Source organism: Streptomyces sp. NPDC006739 (assembly GCF_042869815.1).
In the GTDB taxonomy this organism is placed as follows: Bacteria; Actinomycetota; Actinomycetes; order Streptomycetales; family Streptomycetaceae; genus Streptomyces.
Window position 1 is genome coordinate 220634 of sequence record NZ_JBIAGM010000013.1, and the last position, 20214, is coordinate 240847.

The following is a 20214-nucleotide window of genomic DNA, read 5'->3' on the forward strand; positions in this document are numbered from 1 at the left end:
GGCAAGGGGCCGGAAGCTGACCGGCCGGTGCGGACTGCTGCAGCAGTCCGCCTGGAAGGCGAGATCACCGACAACCTCGGCTATGACATGTACGACGGGACAGCGGAGACAAGTCAGTTTCATCGTCCAGCAGTTCAGTCAGCTCGCCGTCGGCTGCAGGGAAATGTTGTTCAGAGGCTTTTCGTGCGGCCCTACCCGCGTGTCTGTGCCCGACATCAGCAACGGGTACTTCATGCGCCCGCCCTCCACCGTGACTGCGCACCTGGACGAGTACAGCGCGGTCCCCTTCGATTCTGGCGATCATGGAATCGTCTTCGGGAGCGACGGCGGCGGCAACCCCTTCGCTCACACATCCCAGCCTCACCACCGAAGCCACCCATCCCGCCTCAACCACCCAGCAGACTGGTCAGTGGGCTGGAGCGGGTACAGCGTCCCCTCACGAGTGACAGCTTTGCTCATCCGCTCCGCCAGCTGGCAGGACCGGTAGGCTTTCGAGCCTCAAGTGCGCCCTCAGCCGACGGCAGCGCCGAACCACTTGGGCAGCCGACTGAGCAGATCCTGCTGATCGTCACCGATCCAGGCCACGTGGCCGTCTGGCCGCAGCAGCGCGGCGGGCACGTCCAGTTCCTCGCTGACGTCGACGACGTGGTCGACCCGATCTGTCCAGCCCGCTACCGAGAGGGCGGCCGGTCTGGTCGAGCAGCAGTCCGCGGCCGCCGTGCATCAGCTCGTAGAGGCGCCCGCGCTTCAGGCCCACGTCCCGCAGCCGCTTGCCGAGCAGTTCATGGCCCTCGCCGAAGTCGTAGCGGACCCCGATCGCTGTGATCTTCTCGATCAGGTGTCGGTTCGCCTCCTCGGAGTCCATCAGTTCCGACACCAGCCGGCGCACTGCCCGGGCGCCCGGCTCACTGGACTGCAGCTCGACCTGCGCACGGGTGGTGTCCAGCACGGCGGCGGCCAAGCGGTGCCGTTCGGTGTGGTAGCTGTCCAGCAGCCCCTCCGGTGCCCAGCCGCCGACCTCGGCGGCCAGTTTCCAGCCGAGGTTGAACGCGTCCTGGAAGCCGAGGTTGAGTCCCTGCCCGCCATGCGGCGGGTGGATGTGCGCCGCGTCGCCGGCCAGCCGGGTGGCATCGCCGAAGCGGGACAGCCAGCGCGGCGAGTGCACGCCGAAGTCGGTGCCAGCGAACACCCGCACCCGCTGCTTCAGCTCCTCTAGGGTCGGCGGGACTGCGCGGTCCTCGGCCACCTTCTCGGTCCGCGCGATGAAGCGGTAGATCCCATCCCCGAGCGACATGGCGCCGAACCCCCGGTGATTCTTGCGGACTTCGGCCACCACGGCGTTCAGCGTCTCGGGCGGAACGGCCACCTCAACCTCGCCCAGCAGCCATTGGCGCCTGGTGGGCTCTGTGCAGGTCGGCGTCGCAGCCGTAGCTCCCCGAGTTGGCCTCTACGGAAGAGCAAAACTCGCCGACTGTTCCAGGGTCGTGTCCGGCGACGGGGGGAAGGATGGTGCACACAGCGATGAGCACGACGCGGCGAATGGTTCTGGGAGCGGCCATGCCCGCTCCGTTGCTGGCCCAGTTCGCGGGGACGGCGTCCGCCGCGGACGTCAAGTGAAGCACGGTTTCCGACGGCCGGGTCGAGGTTCGTTGGACACCGCAGGCTCAGAAGCAGCTGGACCGGTTCGAGGCGGTGGTCGAGGTGGTGGCTCCTGCAGAGCTGGTGAGGGATGCGCGCGGGTCGGCGGTGCGGTTTCCCGTGCGGTCGGCTCGGGCGATCCCTCGCTCGCCAACGTTCGCAACGCGGCGGACAGTTGGGGTCTGTACGGCGAGGTCGCGGTACGCACGCCGCAGGACGGACTTCCGGGTGGAGAACCGGGAAAGCGTCCTGCAGGACGGGGTGGCGTCCGGGACGTGCCTGCTCAACGGCGCCGACATGGGGCACCGGTCGGTATTCCGGCGTGGTCTGTTCGGCGGCTCACCACGGACAACGCGCCGCCGGGCCAGCCGATGAGGGTGCGGATCCAGGACGTGCCGCCGCGTCCCACCGCCGAGCTGCTGGAGGCCTTCACCGCCGCCTTCGGCACGCCTGCGTTCCCCACCGACACCGTGCTGGCGCACGGGACCGCCGAAGCCCTCTACACCACACCGAAGGGATGAACCACGAGCCGGCACGGATCCATCAGCCGGTCCGGGCCGGCTCCCCGGGCCTGGTCGGGCCAGGCAGGCTGCCGCCGAATCGACGCTCTCGGCCGACGATGGACCTCGGCCGCCCTCGGCCGTCGCCGAATCGCTCCTTCTCCAGCTCCGGGTCTCGCCCGACGTACATGCCCATGATGCTGCGCAGGGAGTAGGTGCCCTCACCGGCGGCTTCGTGAGCTCCGATCACCTACACGCAGCTGGCCGGGTATCAAGCGCCAAGCTGCGCGAGGGCGGCAACGGGCTGCACGTGATCGAGCGGGGCATCGACACCTCCACCGTGGGAGGCCGCGCAATGTGCGGGATACCGCACGGTCAAAGGCGTAGGAGCCGACGGGCGTTACCGGAGGCGATCTTCTGCTTGTCGGCGTCCGGGAGGCGGGTCCGTTCGAGGGCGGTGACGGCCGCACCTGTCCTCTCGTAGGGGTAGTCGACGGCGAACAGCACGCTGTCCGCACCGAGCACGTGCACGAGCGCTTCGATCGCGGCCGGGGACAGCACACCGCTGGTCGTGGCGAGCACATTCGTCCCGAAGTACTCGGACGGCTTGCGCCGCAGCGGGTGCGGCACGGTGAGGGTCGCGTAGCGCGAGTCGAAGCGGGAGAGCTGGAAGGGGAGGAACTCGCCGGCGTGCCCGAGGATCATCGTCGCCTCCGGATGCCGGTCGAAAACCCCGGACATGATCACGCGCATGGCATGCCCGCCGGTGGCGGCCTGCCAGCTCCACAATGCGCCGTCCAGCTCAGGATGGGCGTCGAGAACGCGCCAGCGGTCCGCGGGTGGCATGCCGGGGTGCAGATACAGCGGTACACCGAGTTCGCTCAGCGCGGCCCAGACCCGGTCGAACGCGGGGTCGTCGAGGTACCGGCCCTGGATGTGGTCGTTGACGAGCGCTCCCTTGAACCCGAGGCGTTCGACGGTTCGGCGCAGCTCCGTGACAGCGGCGGCCGGGTCCTGGAGCGGGAGCGCCGCAAAGGCGGCGAACCGGCCAGGGTGGGCGTCGACGATCTCGGCGAGGTGGTCGTTGACGTACCGGGCGTTGTCCACCGCGCGGGCCGGATCTTCTTCCGCTTCGATGCCCGGGACGGTGAGGGAGAGCACCTGTACGGCGATGCCGTTGGCGTCCATGTCGGGCAGCCGCAACCGCGTGACGTCGGGCAGCCGGGCGGCCATGTCCGCGAGGAAGGACGGTTCGATGTTGGACGGCATCGGCAACGGCGGCCGCCGGTCCGCCAGGCCCGGGATCGCGATGGCCTCCTCGACGGCGACGTACCCGCGCATCAGACGCGTCCCACCGGGACGAGGATCCCCGCTGCGCGGGTCGGCCGCTCGGCCTCGTCGAGTATCAGCGCCGCGACGGTGGCACGGGAGGCGTGCGGCGGCAGGACGGGCTTCGCATAGTCCTCCAGCGGGATGTTGCGGCGCCGGGTGCTGACGCCGCCGGCCCACAGGTCGGGGGCGTGGAAGACGGTCGCGCCGCCGTCGAGGGCGATCGAGTCCGCGGCGGCCTTCTCCGCCAGCTCCTCGCCGACGAAGGCCTTCATGACCCGCTGGTAGATCCCGCCGCCGGCGCCGACGGAGGAGCCGGAACCGAGCGCACCGAGCCACAGCGTGCGCACCGGGACGTCGGCGAGGACCCTCGCGCCGGCGACGAGCGTTCCACGGCCGTCGCCCTTGCCGATGCCGAGCGCGGAGACCACCACGTCGACGTCCGCCAGGTCCGGGAAAGCGGCGGGGGCGGTGACGTCGGCCCGGCGGATCTCGACGGTCGGCTGCCCGGACACCGGGCGGGTCTCCGGTCGGCGGACCAGCGCGACGACCTCGTGCCCGCGCTGAAGGGCCTGCTCGACGACGAGGCGGCCGACCCTGCCGGTTGCCCCGAGTACGGCGATGCGCATGCTTCCTCCCGAATAACTGAACACCTGTTGGTTATGTAAGTGAACAAGTGTTGGTAACCAATGTCAAGACAGGGGGTTGGAGGCGGGCGCGCGGCCGGCGGTACAGTGAACGACTATTGCCGAACGCCCGGAGTACGCCTGTGAGCAGCGAAGAGGCCGTCCCCCGCCGACGGAACCCGCGGGGACAGGGGCAGGTCCTCAAGGCCGAACTGGTGGAGGCCGCCGCCCGGCTGCTGGCCACGCTCGAACGGCCCGAGACGCTCACCCTCCGGCAGGTCGCCCGCGAGGTCGGCGTCGCCCCCGCGAGCATCTACGGGCACTTCCCGGACCTCGGCGCGCTCGTCCAGCACGTACTGCGGCTGCGCTACGACGAACTCGCGGCGGTCATGCGCACGGCCGCGGACGGCGCCGAGGGGCCCCTGGCCGACCTGGTCGCCCGGTGCGCCGCCTACGTGCACTGGGGAGTCGACCACCCCGGGCAGTACCGCACGCTCTTCGGCGGCGGGATGCCCGCCGAGCTGGTGCCCACGAACGCACACGGCGCGGGCGAGGAACTGCTCGGATCCGTCGTCGCTTCGCTGGCCGGCGCCCGGCAGGCCCAACCGGAACACCAGGGCCGTCACGAACACCAGGACCGTCGCGGACCCGAACAGGAGTGGCAGGCCGGCCTGCTGCTCTGGACCGCCCTGCACGGCCTGGTCGCTCTGTACAACGCGCACGGGAACATGCCCTGGCCCGACCTCACCGACCTCATCGCGCAGACCCTCGCCCTGCACACCGGAAGGCCCGTCGACGAGATCGTGGAGCTCGCCCGGACGGCGGACCGCTCAACGTGAGCGGCTCATGCGGACATGAAGAAGACCACGGACAGGCCGGCCGGCGAGGAGTCCGCTGCCCTCCTACATGTCCAAGGCCTACCCGCAGAGGCGGGTAACGGGATCAGGGAGTGCACATGAAACTCGCCCGAAAGCTGGCAGCCTGAGCCATCGCGGCCGGCCTCACCACCGCTGGCCTTGTCGCTGCAACCCCGGCCAGCGCCACGGGCGTGAACTCCTCGTGCAACCTGTCCTCCGTCGTCAAGGTCTATTACGGCTCGGGCGGCGGCAACTTACTGCTATGTCCGGGACGGCGGGCGCACTGGCAGGGCGACACTGAACTTGATCGCTTTCACGGGCAACTGAGTTGCAACAGGCCGCGGCGCCCGTGGCCACATTACTGAACATCTGATGCAAGATTGACAGAGCGTCACATAGGCGCGCGCTGGGCGGACTGTGCTCTGCTCCGCGCGCGCCTTTCGTTTGTACCAAGGGTCCAAAAGGTTTGCGTTCACGCACCGAACTTGAGACCCGCAGGCGACGCGTGGAGATACTCGGCACACGCTCTGAGTTGCTGCACAACCCAGTTGCCGCGCTTTGCTCAGCGGCCAGTCCCTTCCGGGACTGTTCGTGATGGGGTGTCAGCGAGCCCGGCGGGCTGCACCCGGGCCGGAACCGGACAGGCCGCCCCGCCGGGCCCTCTCCTCCGGCGCCGCACGGCTGTCGCGCGAGCGCGATCCCTCACTATCTAAGCGCTTGTTCAGCCTGGTTGTCACGAGGGGCCGGGACGTTGTCGGTGGCGGCCGGTACGTTGCGATCATGGGTGTCTATCTGGTGAGTGTCGCCGCGCAGGACTGGTCGCAGCCGGGTGAAGACGGGTACGGGGACGTCGCCGCCGCGCTGAACACCGAGCTGGAGCGGCGCGGGCTGCCCCCTTACGAGCTGCGGCAGGCCACACGGCGGGCCCCGGGCTGGTTCGAGGAGAAGGTCAGCCCGTCCATGGACGGCTTCGTGGCGCTGTGCAGGACGCGGCTGACCGACGCGGAGCTGTCGGCCCTCCTCGACTGGAGCGTGCTGGTGCCGTTCGCGCTGGAGGAGGAGATCGTGCTCCCCGTCGGCACCGCATATTCCGGCGAACAGACAGCGGTCGTCGGGGCCCCGCGGGTGCTCGACCTGGCCGAGCGGCTGGCCGGTGCCGTCAAACTGCCCGTGGACGCGATACCGGCGGGCGAGAACCTCGCACTGACCCTGTGGTTCCTGGAGGGCGGGGCGGAGCGGACCGCCCGGGTGCGACCGGGACCGTGGGCCGAGGACCGGGACGCTGCCTTCTACGTGGCGCTCTACCTGCGCGCCGCGCAGTACTCCCTGCGGTACGGCTGCCCGATGACCTACTCCTGAGCCACGGAGGGGGCCGACCGGCCGAAGAGGCCGTACACGGGTCCGGGGTCCGGGCCGGGTGCCGTATCCGCCGCGCGTCCGAGCCCCCCACAGATCTTCCAGACACGCCCGCGTTGGGAGCCGTCGAGGGTCGGGCCGAGATCGGGCGCTGTCGGGGACTCGCTGTCTGCCGATGCTTGGAGATCCACTGCATGAGGGGTATTCAGTGAGCGGAGCAGGCGGCAGCGGGCTGCCTTGACCTCAGATGCCGCTCGTGCGGCGGCGTTGAAGGAGAGACGCGTAGCGATGGCAACGGGTGTAGTGAAGTGGTTCAACGCCGACAAAGGGTTCGGATTCATCCAGCAGGATGACGCCGGACCGGACGTGTTCGTCCATTTCTCGGCCATCCAGACCAACGGTTTCAAGGAGCTGCATGAGGGCGAAGCGGTCGAGTACGAAGTGACGCAGGGCCCGAAGGGACCGCAGGCGGAGAACGTCGTTCGTCTGGCGTGATGCTGCGGCGATGATGCTGTGGCATGCGTGAGGGGCTCTGTCCCGGCCAGTGGGTCGCCGGGGCAAAGCCCCACTGTGTGATGCGCCAACGGCGTCCGAAGCCGACACCGACCCTCTACGCATCTGGCTGTCCCGGGTCTTCTCGGCGCGTGCGCTCAGCAGGCGGCAGCCCCACCACCATGGCAGCCCGCGACCGGATCGAATCGATCGTCTCGGCCAGCTCGTCACGCAGCTGCCTTCCCACGTCCACAGGCTCAGCCTCCGACGCGGCCGAGTCCTCGCACTCGCCACCGTTTGGGCCGAAAAGGTGTCCCTCCCGATACTGATCGTCGGCCACATCATGACAACGAGCAGCGTCGCCGCGCCGCTCGGCGAAGCCCTCGACCCGCGAAGACGTCGATGCCGTCGTCGCCCAGTGGTTCGGCTCGGCCCTACGTCGCCCGAGATTCCCACACCGAGCCCGCGGCGCGGCGGCCCCGTGGATCAGCAGCGTCTCGCCGGCGGTCACCTCGAGGAGGCCCAGCACGCGGTCGGCGGCCTCGACGGCGATGGGCCTCGCCGCGGTCGGCTCCCAGCTGAGGCCGGCCGGCTTGGGCGCGATGTCCGCAGCCTTGGCAAGGACGTACTGGGCGCCAGGCCCTGGATGCCGCGGCGGCACGGTCATCGATGCCATGCCGCCGCGTCACTCACCCCAGTGCCACCCGTCCCGTCGCGTGCCCGCACGGAGCCGGTGTGCACGCTCAGGCTCAGGTCTTGGGAGGAATGGCCTTGGAAGAAGGTGGCAACTCGCCGCCGGTGGGGTTGGGAAGCAAGCGCGGGGTCCTCCGGAGAACTGCTGCCGGGGGACTCACGCGTAGTGACGTGCTCAGGTTGAATGGTTGTCGGAAGGCAACTGGGGCAGACGTGTGAAGTCCGCTGTCCGCTGTCTCTCCCGGTGATCTGCCATGACCTCCTCCCCCCGTTCCCATCCACAGTTGACGCCCGCGTCGGTCGACGAACTGGTGGCAGAGCTGGAGAGAGTGCGGGCGGAGAACAGACAGTTGCAGCAGGCGCTCGCCTCGCATGCCGTCATCGACCAGGCCATCGGCGCCCTGACCGTCCTGGCGCAGATTGCCCCGCGCGACGGCTTCACGGTGCTGCGGGAGGTCTCCCAGCACACCAACACCAAACTCACCCAGGTCGCAGAAGAGGTCCTCAAACACGGCCAGGGCGCGGCGCTGCCCGATGTTCTCCTCGGCCAGCTGCAGGCGGCGCTGGCCCGCCACGCCGCCGACCCTCGCCCCGGCCTCTGACCGGCGGATGGCCCCCGGCGTCCTACAGGGGCGGGCGCCCGGCGACGGCTCCGCCGGGGTCGTCCACCAGGGCGATGCGGGCGGTGATGCGTTTGCCGACCGGCTCCCGGTGCGCTTCGAAGCCCTGGGCGATGGCCATGACGATCTCCAGGCCGTGCTGGCCCACCCGTCCGACGTCGGCGGCCCTGGCCACCGGCAGCACCGGATCACCGTCCCACACCACGACCTCGACCGCGTCGCCGGTGATGCGCAGGTCCATCAACACCGGGCCCGGCGCGTACTTGAGGGCGTTGGTGACCAGCTCGCTGACCACCAGCTGGGTGAGGTCCATGGCGCGCTCCGAGACGGGCAGACCGTGATCGGCCTGGACACGCGTGAGGAAGTCCGCAGCGAGACGGCGGGCACGGGCGATGCACGCGCCGTCGCCTTCCAGCGCCACCGTGGCCTGTATGGCCTGCTCATCCGGTGCCGCACTGTCCTCACCCACCGGCGCTGGCTCCATCGCTGACCCCCTTTGATTCCCCGTTCACACCCCGGCGCGTACCCACGCATGCGCAGTACACGCTTTACGCCCAACCCTGCAGCAATCCCAGCATGTGATCAGCCCGCCCCACGCACTGAGCACACGGCACGTCGGCCGACAGGCGCTGCCCAGCTCGGGCCGCGGTGGAGCTCACCGGGTACGGCGGGGACGGCTACGACCCCAGGTACGTCATGACGTGCTTGACGCGGGCGTAGTCCTCCAGGCTGTAGGACGAGAGGTCCTTGCCGTAGCCGGAGTGCTTGAACCCGCCGTGCGGCATCTCGGCGGCGACCGGATGTGACAGTTGATCCAGGCACAGCCCGCGTCGATCGTTGGCGAGGCGCCTCTTCGTCACCGCTGGACGGCTGGACGGTGATGACCGGCCCGAAGACCTCCTCCTGGACAGCCCGGTCCTCCTGCCGCAGGCCCGTCACCACGGTGGGCTGGTGGAAGTATCCCTGACCCGGCAGGGCCTCGCCCCCGGTGACCACCTGAGCGCAGTCGGTTTCTCCCCGTCCGGACGCACGCTCGCCGTCGCGACAAGCAGCGACATTACGTTCTGGACCAAGCCCAGCCCCGACTCCTGAACCAGGGTGGCGCCCACGCTACGGACGCCGTCGGCAGCGCTACGAACGCCCTATCGCGTGCGATCAGTCAGAACCGGACCGGCAACGCGATCACCCCGCGGGCCCGCATCGACGGCCGCCAACGCAACTCATCGCGCGGCACGGCCAGTTCCAGGGTGGGGAACCGGCGCACCAGTGTGCTCACAGCGATCTGAGTTTCCAGCCGAGCCAGGGAGGCGCCCAAGCAGTAATGGATGCCATGGCCGAGCGCCAGATGCCCCCCATCGCCTCGGTCTATGTCCATGTGGTCGGGGTCGGGGAAACGGGCGGGGTCACGGTTGGCTGAGGCCAGCGACAGCATGACCGTCTCCCCTGCCGGGATCGTCACCCCGCCGATCTCCACGTCCTCGACCGGGAAACGGCGGATGGCGAGCAGCGCCGGGCCGTCGAAGCGTGCGACCTCCTCCACGACATCGTCGATTTTGGCTGGATTGTCGCGTAACTGGGCGAGTTGCGCCGGGTGGTCCAGTAGCGCCAGCACGGCGGCGCCGATGAGTTGCACCGTGTTCTCGTAGCCGGCCCACAGGATGAGGAACGCGAGTGACGTCAGCTCGTCTTCGGTGAGTTTGTCGCTGCCGTCGTGCACGTCGATCAGATCGGACAGCAGGTCATTGCCGGGCACGCGGCGCTTGTCGGAAATCAGCTGGGGGAAGTACGCCAGCATGGCGGCCACAGCGTGCTTCGCGCCGTCGGGGTTTCCGGGATCCGGGGCGACCAGCGCGTCGGTCCAGGCGCGGAAGTCCCGGCGCGAGTCATGCGGCACACCGAGCAGATCGCAGATGACGGTGATCGGTAGCGGTGCGGCGAACTCGGCGACGAGGTCCACATGCCCTCGCTCGGCCACGCTGTCCAGCATCTGGTCGGCCAGGAGCTGAATGCCCGGGCGCATCAGTTCGACACGGCCGGGGGTGAACGCCTGGGCGACCAGCCGCCTGATCCGGGTGTGATCGGGCGGGTCCATGTTCAGGAGGTTGGCGTCGAGAGCCGCAGGCAGCGAGAAACCACCGTAGTGGCCGGCAAGCCGGTTTGTCTTGTCCAGCGAGAGCCGCGGGTCGGCCAGCAGCTGCCGCACATCGGCATAGCGGATGACGACCCATACGGGCAAGCCGTCCGGCCCGATGATCCGGTGAACCGGCCCAGCCTCCCGAAGCCGGGCATAAGCCGAATGAGGGTCAGTAAACAGCTCGGGCAAGTCAGGTAACGCAGTAGACATGGCCGGCAGCCTAGGCTGATCACTCCTGACACCGTGCCATCGCCCCCTCCGCGTACCCTCTCCGCGGCCGGAAACCCGAGCGGGCGGGAGAAAAAACTGGCGGTACGCCCGCATCCGCCTCGGGGAGCGCAAGGTACGCGCGCACAGCCGTGTTGTCGCCAGTGGCATCGGCGAGGTGGGCAGCGGCACCGAAGGCACGGGACTGATGCGGTCGAACTCCTCATGGGCGTCGCCGATGGGGTATCCGGCATCAACGAACATCCGGACGCCGGTTTCGACGGACAGCACTCCGGCGCCTTCACCCTTGACCACCTCGTCAAGGAAGGCGGCACGGCCGGTCGGGGTGTGAGGTCCCCACATGAGCCGGGCGGACAACGACTCCCCCGCTCGGTCGCGGACGACAGCAGTGCCCCACACACACAACGGCGCTCCGGTGTAGCCGGGCTCCGCCATCCCGCGAGTGCGGCGGCATCTGCCTGCACCGCCCGGGACCGTCGGCACCGGTGTCTTCCGGCACACGAAAGAGACCAGACGATCGATTCCAAGGGCTGCTGGGCTTCCGGCGGACGACGATGACGGGATCGGTGATTGGCGGTGCGGTGGGGTCGGACACCTACCTCATGGAGCTGTCGTCGCGGCTACGTGAGCCGCTGGTGGGTGACGCGTCGGTGAGGAAGCCGTCGACGATGGTGTTGAACACCTTGGCAGCCGTCACCGGCATCCCGTGTCCGGTGTGGGGAACGACGACGAGGTACGCGCGCGGGATGGCGTCGACCAGGAGTTGCGCGTCCGGCAGGCACTCCTTGTCGCGCGCGCCGCACAGGATGAGCGTCGGGGCGGCGATACGAGGAAGGAGATCGGCGATGTCGGTCTCCTCCGCTTCGTTGACCATGGTCAGGAGGGTCGGGCGGTCGTGGAGATCGGAGGCGGCTTTCATGTACCACCAGCCGGGGCGGGAGCGATAGAAGCGGATGGCACGTCGGCCGCGCTCGGCCGGGCGGATCGAGGCGCCTTGCAGGATCAGGCGGCACACACTCGCGGGGTGGTCGGCGGCGACCTGCGCGGCGACAAGGGCACCCAATGACATGCCGCAGAGGTGGACCGGCTGGGACTTGCCGATCAGGTCGGCGACCGCGTCGGCGCAGGCATGGAGGGAGAACGGTCCCGGGGACCGGCCGAAGCCGGGCAGGTCCGGCGCGATGACGTGATAGTGCTCGGACAGGCCGGACAGCTGCTTCTTCCACATGCGGGACGCCGCGCCACCGCCGTGGAGGAGGATCAGAGCCGGGTTCGAGGGATCGCCGGTTGTCTGCGCGTACAGAGTCCCTGCCATGGGTTCAGTCTGCCAGCGCGGCGAGCAGATGCTCCACAACGCCTGGTACATCCACGGGAAGTGGTGGTGAGGGCTTGTCAAGACTTGCGGATGAGGAGCGGTTGCCTGCTGACAGGCGACGGGACTTGAGTCTCCAGTAGGGGGAGACACAAAGGTGGGGACATGGACGGCGACACGCTCTACTCGATCGGTGAACTCGCTCGGCTGACCGGTCTCACGGTCAAGACCATTCGGTTCTACTCCGATCGCGGAATCGTGGCGCCGACGGACCGCAGCCCGGCCGGCTACCGCCTCTACAGCATCGACGCCGTCGCACGTCTGGATCTCGTGCGGACCCTGCGCGAGCTGGGACTGGACCTTCCCACGATCCGCAAGGTCGTGGACCGCGAGCTGTCGCTTCCCGAGGTCGCCGCAGCGCACGCCGAAGCACTGGCAGTGCAGATCCGCGTCCTGCGCCTGCGGAGCGCGGTGCTGACGGCGGTGGCCGAGCGCGGGTCCACACCTGAGGAGACCGAACTCATGCACCAGCTGGCCCAGCTTTCCGAGGACGAACGCAGACGGCTGATCGGCGATTTCCTTGACGCCGTCTTCGGCGGTCTTGGTGCCGCCCCCGCATTCGCGGGCGTCATGCGCTCGATGACCCCCGAGTTGCCCGACAACCCGGAGACAGAGCAGGTCCAGGCGTGGGTGGAGCTGGCCGAAATGTCCCTGGACCCGGATTTCCGCGCCGTCGTGCGGCGGATGGCCGAGGACCAGGCAGCCGAGCAGACTCGAAGCGACATGATGGTCCCGCGCCGCGACATCGCCGCAGCCGTCCGTGACCAGGCCGGCCCGGCCCTGACCGCAGGCATCGACCCAGCCTCACCCCAGGCCGATCCGATCGTCGCAAAGTTCACGGCGTACTACGCGCACCTCCTCGGCCGCCCCGACGACGTCGAGCTTCGCCGCCGGCTGGTGACTCGGCTGGAGAGCGTGAACGACCCGCGCTGGGAGCGATACCTCCAGCTGCTCGCAGTGCTCAACGGCTGGCCGGCCCCGGAGAGTCTGGCTCCAGTGCTCGATTGGTCCGTCCAGGCTCTGCGCGTGCGGACACAGTAATGACGGGGCGGTCGCAAGGCGGCAGGCGCCGGACGCGGCCGGCGTCGGGTGAAAATGCCGCCCCATATGATCGGTTGATGAGTGCCCCGGTCGTACTTCAGGTGGCCGCGTCGCCGGTCTCTCCCGCTCTCGTTCTGGCCGGGCGATGTCTTCCGACTCGCCCGGCTGCAATGGGCCATGGAGACCTCGATCAGCACCGACCGTCGGCTGACCCGGTCAACACCAAAGGCAAGGAGCTGGTTACCTGGTTCCTGGCCGGACGGTGCGAGGCCTGCGGACGCGTTGACGAGGTGGAAGTCCACCACGTCGCCAGGCTCGCCGACCTCGGACGATCCGGGAACCGGCCGCCGGGGGCAGCTCTCATGGCCGCCCGACACCGCAAAACCCTCGTCGTCTGCGGAAGTTGTCGTACGGACCTCCACCGGCTCAAGACCTGTGACAGCACTCACGGAGTAGTCGCTGGCGAGCGACGTGCGGCGAAAGTCGCAAGCGTCGTTCGGGCTGGGGGCCGTGGGAAAGGGACCTGCTCAGCGGGTACCTCGCCGACGGCCCACCAGTGCCCTGTTGCAGAACCTGTCCACCGCAGTGGAGAAGACTTGCCCCCGGCATCGGGACTGCCTGCGCAAACACGCCGAGGAGAAGACGGCGGCCGAAGCAGCCGAAGCGCCCAAGGTGACCCCGATGCTGTCACCGCCCGCGGAGCCGCCCCGCACCCAGATCATCGAGCGCACCCGCCACCGCTTCCAGGACATCCACAGTCTCCTGGACAAACGCTGGACGATCAGCGCGATCGCCCGGCGGCTGAACCTCGACCGCAAGGCCGTCCGCCATCCAGGCGCGCGGCTACCAGGGCAGCCGCCAGGTCGTCCGCAAACATCTCGCCGCCCTCCGCGCGGGTACCGCCGATCCGATCCGACATCCCGAGCCCTCGCAAGATCACCTCGTGGATCATGCGGCCCGGGAGACGAGCGGGTGAACGACTGGAAGCTGCCCTCCTCCAAGACCAAGCGGGAACGGCTGGCCCCGCTGTTCGGGTAGGACGACGATGTGAAAGCCGTTTTTCGCGGCATAGCGTCCCAGATCACCGACCAGATGCTCGATGAGCGCGTCGACGAGCGGGCCGGTGTGCATCGTCCACCGGATCCGGTCGAGCCGTATCCGCCACCGCGCTTCTCAGGGACTGGACCTCCGACGAGCTTGCCGAGGCCTTGTCCGGCCTTCACGTCAACCCGGTCCCAGCCGGCTCATGCCGCTCGTACCCGGGCCGCAGGGTCGAAGTAGTCGTCAGCTGACCCGGAGACCGACCGCCAGCGTCAGTTCAAGGACCCGGTGTGGCGATGCGAGATCCGGAAACAGCTCCCGCAGCTGCGACATCCGGTACCGGACCGTCTGGGGATGGACGAACAACGCCGCCGCCGCCTCGTCCCGCCTGCCCTGGTGTAGCAGCCACGCCCGCAACGTCTCCTCCAGCCGCCGTGCGGTCGCGACAGGCAGGGTCCGCAACGGTGCGAGGGCTCGGGCACGCAGGTCTGCGAGCGCGTCGACGTCGGCGCTCAGCACCAGCTCGGGCAGGTGGTCCTCGGTGTCGCGAATATCAGAGGAGAGGGAGCGCGCGCGTACGGCTCGTGCGTACGAGGCGGACGCACGAGTCCATGGCCGGGCCGGGCCGACCACAGCGGTGCGGTCGGTCAGCTGCCGCAAGAGATGTGCTCGGTCGGCATCGGGGACGAGCAGCACACCGGTGGCGTCCGGCAGATCGTCGAGGACGAGGGTGCCCGGGTCGAGTGCGCGGTAGGCAGGCCGGGCCTGGGGGGCGGGCAGCAGGACCGCGGTCAGTGAAACCGGAGGCTGCCACCCGGCCCGTTGAGCAGAGGCCAGCAGCACGTCCGGGCTCGCGCCGGCGAGGAGGTCGCGGGCCAGGTGTTCAAGGTGGCGCTCGTGGGCCCGGCCCCGGGCGGCCAGTTCGTCGGCGTGGCCCGCGGCGCTCGCGGCGGAGAGCTCGTCGATGTAGGCGAAGGTCAGCTCGGCGAACTTGGCGACCTCGGCGGCGGGCAGACCTGCGGGTACGGCACCCGCTGCCAGGCATCGCCAGGCCACGCGGGCGCCGACGCGGTAGGCGCTGAGCAGGGCGTCCATCGAACGGCCGTCGCGCACCTCGCCGCGGCCCAGCTCGTAGGCCGCGTCACCGGCGTCGCCGCCTGTGGCGTTCCCGCTCGCGAGGTCCAGGTAGTTCCCCAGGGCGGTGCGGACGGCTCGGCGGATGGTGGCGCCCATGTGGCCCGTGAGGGCGTTGGCGTAGGGCGGGACCTCGTCGATGATCGCTTGGACGACCTCGTCGGCGGTGGTCTTCAGCTCGGCCCGAAGTGCGGTGACCGTCGTCTCATCCAGGGCCAGTTCGCTGGCCCTCTGGATTGCATGGCTCATGTTTTTGTTCCCTGCAAACAATTCAGCCGACCAGATTCACATCCTGCGGTCAGGACTTTACGCCTTGCGGCGCAGCAAGCTGGAGTCATGACGAGTGCAGCCCTCCGCAGCAGGGCGTGGAAACTGCTGGAGATGGTCACGACGCCGCTGCTGCCGTCGGACTACCTCGACCTGATCAGCCCGCTGCGTGCGGGCGCCGACCTGCGTGGGCGCATCGAGGCCGTGCACCCCGAGACGGGCGACGCCGCTACCATCGTGATCAGGCCGGGGCGGGCCTGGCGCGGCCACACAGCCGGTCAGTACGTGCGGATCGGGGTCGACGTCGACGGGGTGCGCCTGTGGCGTGCCTACTCCATCACCTCGCCGACAAACCGCCAGGACGGCCGTGTCACGATCACGGTGAAGGCGATCCCGGACGGCAAGGTCAGCAACCACCTGGTCCGCAGGGCGAAACCGGGCACGCTGGTCCAGCTCGACCAGCCGACCGGCGACTTCGTTCTGCCGCAGGCCAAGCCCGCCAAGGTGCTCTACCTGACGGCCGGCAGCGGCATCACGCCCGTGATGGGCATGCTGCGCGACACCGAGTTCGGCGACGCCGTCATGGTCCACTGCGCACCACGGCCGCACGACGTGATCTTCCGCGACGAGCTGCACGACCTGGTCGCGGACAAGAAGCTGCGTCTCACCGAGGTGCACACCGACACGGACGGCATGCTCGACATCGGCCGTCTGGACGAACTCGTGCCCGACTGGGCCGAGCGCGAGACCTGGGCGTGCGGACCCGCGGGTCTGCTCGACGCCGCCGAGGAGCACTGGAACGAGCACGGCGCACAAGAGCGCCTGCACACCGAACGCTTCCGCCCCAGCATCGTCGTCACCGGCGACGGCGGCGAGGTCACGTTCAGCGCCACCGGCAAGACCGTCGACGCGGACGGCGCCACACCGTTGCTGGACGTCGGCGAGGAGGCGGGCGTGTTCATGCCCTCCGGGTGCCGCATGGGCATCTGCTTCGGCTGCGTCACGCCGCTCAAGGCAGGCGCCGTCCGCGACCTGCGCACCGGCGAGATCACCGAGGCCGAGTCGGGCGTCCTCATCCAGACCTGCGTGTCCGCCGCGGCGGGCCCCTGCGACATCGAACGGTAGGAGCACATTGACCGCCATCGACCCCACCGCCCACCTGACCGCGGAGCAGATCGAGGATCTTGGCCGCGAGTTGGACGCGATCCGCGACACGGTGATCGCCGGCCGCGGCGAGAAAGACGCCGCCTACATCCGTAAGGTCATCTCGGCGCAGCGCAAGCTCGAGCTGGTCAGCAGGGGCGTGCTGCTCTTCTCGATCTTCCCGCCGGCGTGGTTGATCGGCACTGCCGGGCTGTCCGTGGCGAAGATCATGGACAACATGGAGATCGGCCACAACGTCCTGCACGGCCAGTGGGACTGGATGCGCGACCCGAAGATCCACTCCACGACCTGGGAGTGGGATCACGTCTCGCCGGCCGACCAGTGGAAGCACTCCCACAACGAGCTCCACCACACGTACACCAACGTGATCGGCAAGGACAACGACCTCGGCTACGGCATCATGCGCGTCGACGAGGACCAGAAGTGGCACCCGTTCCACCTCGGCCAGCCACTGTGGAACTTCATCAACGCCTGCTTCTTCGAGTACGGCATCGCAGCGTACGACCTGGAACTCGGCAAGAATCTGCACCAACGCCGCCGCAAGGAACCGGAGTTCCGCGCGCGGGCCAAGGCCGTGGGCCGCAAGATCCGCAAGCAGGTGCTCAAGGACTACGTGATCCACCCGCTGCTGTCGGGTCCGTCGTTCCTCACCACACTCGCCGCCACGTTCACCGCGAACCTGGTCCGCAACATCTGGTCCCACTCGGTGATCATGTGCGGCCACTTCCCCGAGGGCGTACAGGTTTTCGAACGCCGGTCGATCAGGGGCGAGACGCGCGGCCAGTGGTACCTGCGCCAGATGATGGGCTCGGCGAACATCAGCGGCAGCAAGGCCATGCACTTCATGACCGGCAACCTCTCGCATCAGATCGAGCACCACCTGTTCCCGGACCTGCCGAGCAACCGGTACGCCGAGGTCGCGGTGCAGGTGCGCGCGCTGTTCGAGAAGTACGAGCTGGAGTACGTCACCGGCCCGCTGCCCAAGCAGGTGTTCTCCGCGTGGCGCAAGGTTTTCCGGCTCTCGCTGCCGAACAAGAAGCCCAAGGTCGAAACGCCGGAACGCGAGCAGGAGCTCGTCGCCGCCTGATTCCCCGTATTGGTTCAGATCTCTCGGCCGTACCGGCGGCACAGCCGGGTTCGGTGAGATCCGTTGCGGACGGTGGGCGGCAGCGCCATCAGACCGTACGAGGGATCCGGGCAGCCCAGTGTCCGGCTGCGCTGCAGATTCCTTACTCAGCACGGCGGTGGCTCCGGGCGGGGTTGCCGCTGTGTTCGAGCCGTGAATTCCGTTTACGCCTTCTTCGAGCTGGGCCGGTGAAGCCTCTCGTTGGAGCGCCGGCGGGCCTCGCGTTTGACTGTGGCGGCGGTCGCGTGGACGTCGGACGGATGCCTACTGCGCTGCTCGCTCTGATGCCTCTGGGTAAACCGGTGGCGCCGAGCGTTCCCACGGCCGCCACCACGGTGCGGATGTTGATGCTCACCGGTCCTGGGGGTACGCCTGCTCACCGGCCCGACTCTGATGCCTATCCGAAGATCCGCGTCGCCCAGCACCGAGGAGCGTCAATACCGACCGACTTGATCCCACGTTGGGGTTAGTGGGACCGGTTCCCGCCTCTGCACGACAGTCGCAGCGGCAGCGGCAGCGGCAGCGGCTGGCAACTCAAAACCGCATCCCACCCCGACAACTGAGTGCCGGCCGCGGCCGTCAGCACGACGCCCTGGGTGCTCGCACGGGTGACTGCCACCGGCAGCTCAGAACCGACCCACCTCCATACCGGCATTAGATCGCTTGTTTGCGTGTCACTCCGGACACGCCCCGACCGGAGCCGTGGTCGGGATCGCAAGCGTCGGCCGGGGAGCAATACCGCCACGCGGTTCTCACGCTGTGGGGCGGCCACACCGGTGGTGGGAACGGGGCGGTGGGCTGCCCCCGACGGCCTCGGCTCCTACCAGAGCGGCGTCACCTTGCAGGAAGGTGAGCTCGCGGCTACCGTGATACTCAACAATGCGACTAAGTGCTAATTTTAGTAGCGGTGGCCGTGCACCACTGCCATCAACAGCGTTGACGAGAGGCGGTCGGCCCCGTGTCGAGCAGCGGATATCTGCGCTACGTCGCCCTGGGTGACAGTCACACCGAGGGGCTCGGGGACGGCGACGATGTCCGTGGTCTCCGGGGCTGGGCGGACCGGCTAGCCGAGCAGGTCGCCCGCCACAGTCCCGGCCTGCTCTATGCCAACCTCGCGGTGCGCGGCCGTAAGGCCGGTCAGGTGCGAGCCGAGCAGCTCGGTCCGGCTCTCGCGATGCAGCCCGACCTCGCCACCGTGGTGGCTGGGGTCAATGACGTGTTGCGTCCGAGCTGGGATCCCGACGAGGTGGCCGGCCATGTCGAGGCGATGTTCGCCGCCCTCACCGCGCAGGGCGCCACCGTCGCGACACTCATGTTTCCCGACGTCGGGCGCATCACGCCGTTGGCCCGCCCGATCGGTCACCGTGTTCTCGCTCTCAACGCGCGCATCCGGGAGGCCGCCGACCGCCACGGCGTGGTGGTGGCGGAGACGGCCGCACACGCGGCGGCGACCGATCCGCGGTTGTGGAGTGCCGACCGGCTGCACGCAGGCCCGCTGGGACACGCGCGCATCGCGGCTGCCGTGGCCCAGGCGCTCGGTCTGCAGGACAGCGACGACAAGTGGACCCTTCCCCTTCCGGCCACGGGGACAGACATCTCTGCCTGGAGGGCCATGGGTGCCGAACTGCGCTGGGCCGGCACCTTCCTCGGCCCCTGGATCGGCCGCCGCCTGCGTGGCCGCTCCTCCGGTGACGGCCGCCAGGCCAAGCGGCCGACGCTGCTTCCAGTGGTCGTGCCCGCTGGGAACACCTCCCCAACGGTGTGATGCTCAGGCTGTCGACGACGCGGGTGGCTCCTCGCGCTGAACTCCCTTCAAAGCAGTCGGACATTGCAAGCCCACCCAGGTCGAGCTGCCCGCTGCCTGCTCCTGGTGTCGGCCAATCCTGCCCGGTGGGGCAGGTCGGGGACGGGCATCGGCTCGACTCGCACAGCGGTCCGGGCCTGAGTGCCTTGTAGCACTCGCTCCGGGGAGACCGCCGCAGGTCAGCCGTCGGCCCGGAGCGCGGCCGTGCGTTGTTCGAGCCTTCGCAGTGCCATGTCCGCCCACTGGAGGTTCTCCCGCTCGAACGACATGCCGCGCAACAGCGTGAGATACGGACCGATGCGCTCGGCCTCGGCAAAGTACGCTTCCTCGGAGCGCCCGTCGAGCAGACGTTGCCGGAGCCGCTCGTAGCGGGCCAGCTTGGCGGTGGACCACTCCATGCGCGCGGCGATGGCGGTCCGGACGGCTCCTATGTCGCCGGCGTCCAGGCACTGCACCTTGACCATCAGCTCGTCGCGGATGACCGCGGGTTTACCCAAGGGCTCGGCGGTGTAAGAGTGGACAGCCTTCCGCCCGGCCTCCGTCAAGGAGAACAGTCGCTTATTGGGGCGTCGCTCCTGCTCGACGACTCGAGCCGTGACCAGGCCCTCGGCCTCCATGCGCTCCAGCTCCCGGTAGAGCTGCTGCGGCGTCGACATCCAGAAGTTGGCGACCGTCGCGTCGAACGCCTTCGCGAGGTCGTACCCGGACGCCTCGCCCTCCAACAGCGCGGCCATCACCGCGTTCCGCAAAGCCATGGACACACGCTAGCACCGCTGTGATTACTCAATGAAG

18 protein-coding genes and 3 pseudogenes are annotated in these 20214 nt (G+C 68.9%); 11 read left to right on the forward strand and 10 right to left on the reverse strand.

Annotation, left to right across the window (positions count from 1 at the left end):
• Positions 1–510: 510 nt before the first annotated feature.
• A pseudogene (locus tag ACFYMM_RS25880) lies at positions 511–1405 on the reverse strand (FAD-dependent monooxygenase); the annotation flags it as partial.
• 604 nt (positions 1406–2009) lie between these two features.
• Between ACFYMM_RS25880 and ACFYMM_RS25885 the strand changes: the two are divergent.
• Positions 2010–2159, forward strand: a complete 150-nt coding sequence (locus ACFYMM_RS25885) for a hypothetical protein (protein ID WP_388390462.1) — start codon at positions 2010–2012, stop codon at positions 2157–2159.
• 354 nt (positions 2160–2513) lie between these two features.
• Here ACFYMM_RS25885 and ACFYMM_RS25890 read toward each other — a convergent pair whose 3' ends face one another.
• Entirely contained in the window at positions 2514–3479 is a 966-nt protein-coding gene (locus ACFYMM_RS25890; RefSeq protein WP_388390464.1) for an amidohydrolase family protein, read from the reverse strand.
• Positions 3479–4096 carry an NAD(P)-dependent oxidoreductase gene (locus tag ACFYMM_RS25895; RefSeq protein WP_388390466.1) on the reverse strand — a complete coding sequence of 206 codons (618 nt, stop codon included), beginning with the start codon at positions 4094–4096 and terminating at the stop codon, positions 3479–3481. The genes ACFYMM_RS25890 and ACFYMM_RS25895 overlap by 1 nt, the downstream gene beginning before the upstream one ends.
• A gap of 140 nt (positions 4097–4236) precedes the next feature.
• Here ACFYMM_RS25895 and ACFYMM_RS25900 point away from each other — a divergent pair, with 140 nt between their 5' ends.
• The 3 genes from ACFYMM_RS25900 to ACFYMM_RS25910 all read left to right on the forward strand — a co-directional run bounded on the left by ACFYMM_RS25900 (position 4237) and on the right by ACFYMM_RS25910 (position 6801).
• The gene (locus ACFYMM_RS25900; protein ID WP_388390468.1) at positions 4237–4932 is read left to right on the forward strand and encodes a TetR/AcrR family transcriptional regulator; all 696 of its coding nucleotides are present in this window, start codon (positions 4237–4239) and stop codon (positions 4930–4932) included.
• A gap of 798 nt (positions 4933–5730) precedes the next feature.
• Positions 5731–6309, forward strand: coding sequence for a hypothetical protein (locus ACFYMM_RS25905; RefSeq protein WP_388390470.1), 579 nt, complete (start codon positions 5731–5733; stop codon positions 6307–6309).
• A gap of 285 nt (positions 6310–6594) precedes the next feature.
• Positions 6595–6801 (forward strand): cold-shock protein, encoded by a 207-nt coding sequence (locus ACFYMM_RS25910; RefSeq protein ID WP_388390472.1) that lies wholly within the window; start codon positions 6595–6597, stop codon positions 6799–6801.
• Between the two features lie 115 nt (positions 6802–6916).
• Here ACFYMM_RS25910 and ACFYMM_RS25915 read toward each other — a convergent pair whose 3' ends face one another.
• Complete coding sequence (locus tag ACFYMM_RS25915) at positions 6917–7474, reverse strand: hypothetical protein (protein WP_388390474.1); 558 nt, start codon at positions 7472–7474, stop codon at positions 6917–6919.
• Between the two features lie 301 nt (positions 7475–7775).
• On the opposite strand from ACFYMM_RS25915, the gene ACFYMM_RS25920 reads away from it, so the two are divergent.
• A complete protein-coding gene (locus tag ACFYMM_RS25920; RefSeq protein WP_388390476.1) occupies positions 7776–8093 on the forward strand; it encodes an ANTAR domain-containing protein in 318 nt (105 codons plus the stop codon).
• Between the two features lie 22 nt (positions 8094–8115).
• On the opposite strand, the gene ACFYMM_RS25925 is transcribed toward ACFYMM_RS25920, so the two are convergent.
• The 4 genes and pseudogenes from ACFYMM_RS25925 to ACFYMM_RS25940 form a co-directional block, all read right to left on the reverse strand.
• On the reverse strand, positions 8116–8595 hold the full coding sequence (locus tag ACFYMM_RS25925) for an ATP-binding protein (RefSeq protein ID WP_388390478.1): 480 nt from the start codon (positions 8593–8595) through the stop codon (positions 8116–8118).
• A 193-nt stretch (positions 8596–8788) separates the two neighbouring features.
• Positions 8789–9209: pseudogene (locus ACFYMM_RS25930) on the reverse strand (aldehyde dehydrogenase family protein); the annotation flags it as partial.
• Between the two features lie 61 nt (positions 9210–9270).
• Positions 9271–10455: a cytochrome P450 gene (locus ACFYMM_RS25935; protein WP_388390480.1), complete on the reverse strand. Its 1185-nt coding sequence runs from the start codon at positions 10453–10455 to the stop codon at positions 9271–9273.
• 613 nt (positions 10456–11068) lie between these two features.
• Positions 11069–11788, reverse strand: a complete 720-nt coding sequence (locus ACFYMM_RS25940) for an alpha/beta fold hydrolase (protein WP_388390482.1) — start codon at positions 11786–11788, stop codon at positions 11069–11071.
• Positions 11789–11950: 162 nt separating this feature from the next.
• On the opposite strand from ACFYMM_RS25940, the gene ACFYMM_RS25945 reads away from it, so the two are divergent.
• The 3 genes and pseudogenes from ACFYMM_RS25945 (at position 11951) to ACFYMM_RS25955 (ending at position 13924) form a co-directional block, all read left to right on the forward strand.
• Positions 11951–12886, forward strand: coding sequence for a MerR family transcriptional regulator (locus ACFYMM_RS25945; protein ID WP_388390484.1), 936 nt, complete (start codon positions 11951–11953; stop codon positions 12884–12886).
• Positions 12887–13056: 170 nt separating this feature from the next.
• Positions 13057–13233 (forward strand): annotated as a pseudogene (locus ACFYMM_RS25950) (hypothetical protein); the annotation flags it as partial.
• A 334-nt stretch (positions 13234–13567) separates the two neighbouring features.
• Entirely contained in the window at positions 13568–13924 is a 357-nt protein-coding gene (locus tag ACFYMM_RS25955; protein WP_388390564.1) for a hypothetical protein, read from the forward strand.
• 246 nt (positions 13925–14170) lie between these two features.
• Here ACFYMM_RS25955 and ACFYMM_RS25960 read toward each other — a convergent pair whose 3' ends face one another.
• The gene (locus ACFYMM_RS25960) at positions 14171–15310 is read right to left on the reverse strand and encodes a PucR family transcriptional regulator (protein WP_388390486.1); all 1140 of its coding nucleotides are present in this window, start codon (positions 15308–15310) and stop codon (positions 14171–14173) included.
• Positions 15311–15397: 87 nt separating this feature from the next.
• Here ACFYMM_RS25960 and ACFYMM_RS25965 point away from each other — a divergent pair, with 87 nt between their 5' ends.
• From ACFYMM_RS25965 to ACFYMM_RS25975, 3 genes are all read left to right on the forward strand, one after another.
• Positions 15398–16453, forward strand: a complete 1056-nt coding sequence (locus ACFYMM_RS25965) for a ferredoxin reductase (RefSeq protein WP_388390488.1) — start codon at positions 15398–15400, stop codon at positions 16451–16453.
• Positions 16454–16460: 7 nt separating this feature from the next.
• A complete protein-coding gene (locus ACFYMM_RS25970; RefSeq protein ID WP_388390490.1) occupies positions 16461–17579 on the forward strand; it encodes a fatty acid desaturase family protein in 1119 nt (372 codons plus the stop codon).
• A gap of 997 nt (positions 17580–18576) precedes the next feature.
• On the forward strand, positions 18577–19383 hold the full coding sequence (locus ACFYMM_RS25975; protein WP_388390492.1) for an SGNH/GDSL hydrolase family protein: 807 nt from the start codon (positions 18577–18579) through the stop codon (positions 19381–19383).
• A gap of 218 nt (positions 19384–19601) precedes the next feature.
• On the opposite strand, the gene ACFYMM_RS25980 is transcribed toward ACFYMM_RS25975, so the two are convergent.
• Entirely contained in the window at positions 19602–20177 is a 576-nt protein-coding gene (locus ACFYMM_RS25980; protein ID WP_388390494.1) for a PadR family transcriptional regulator, read from the reverse strand.
• Positions 20178–20214 lie beyond the last annotated feature (37 nt).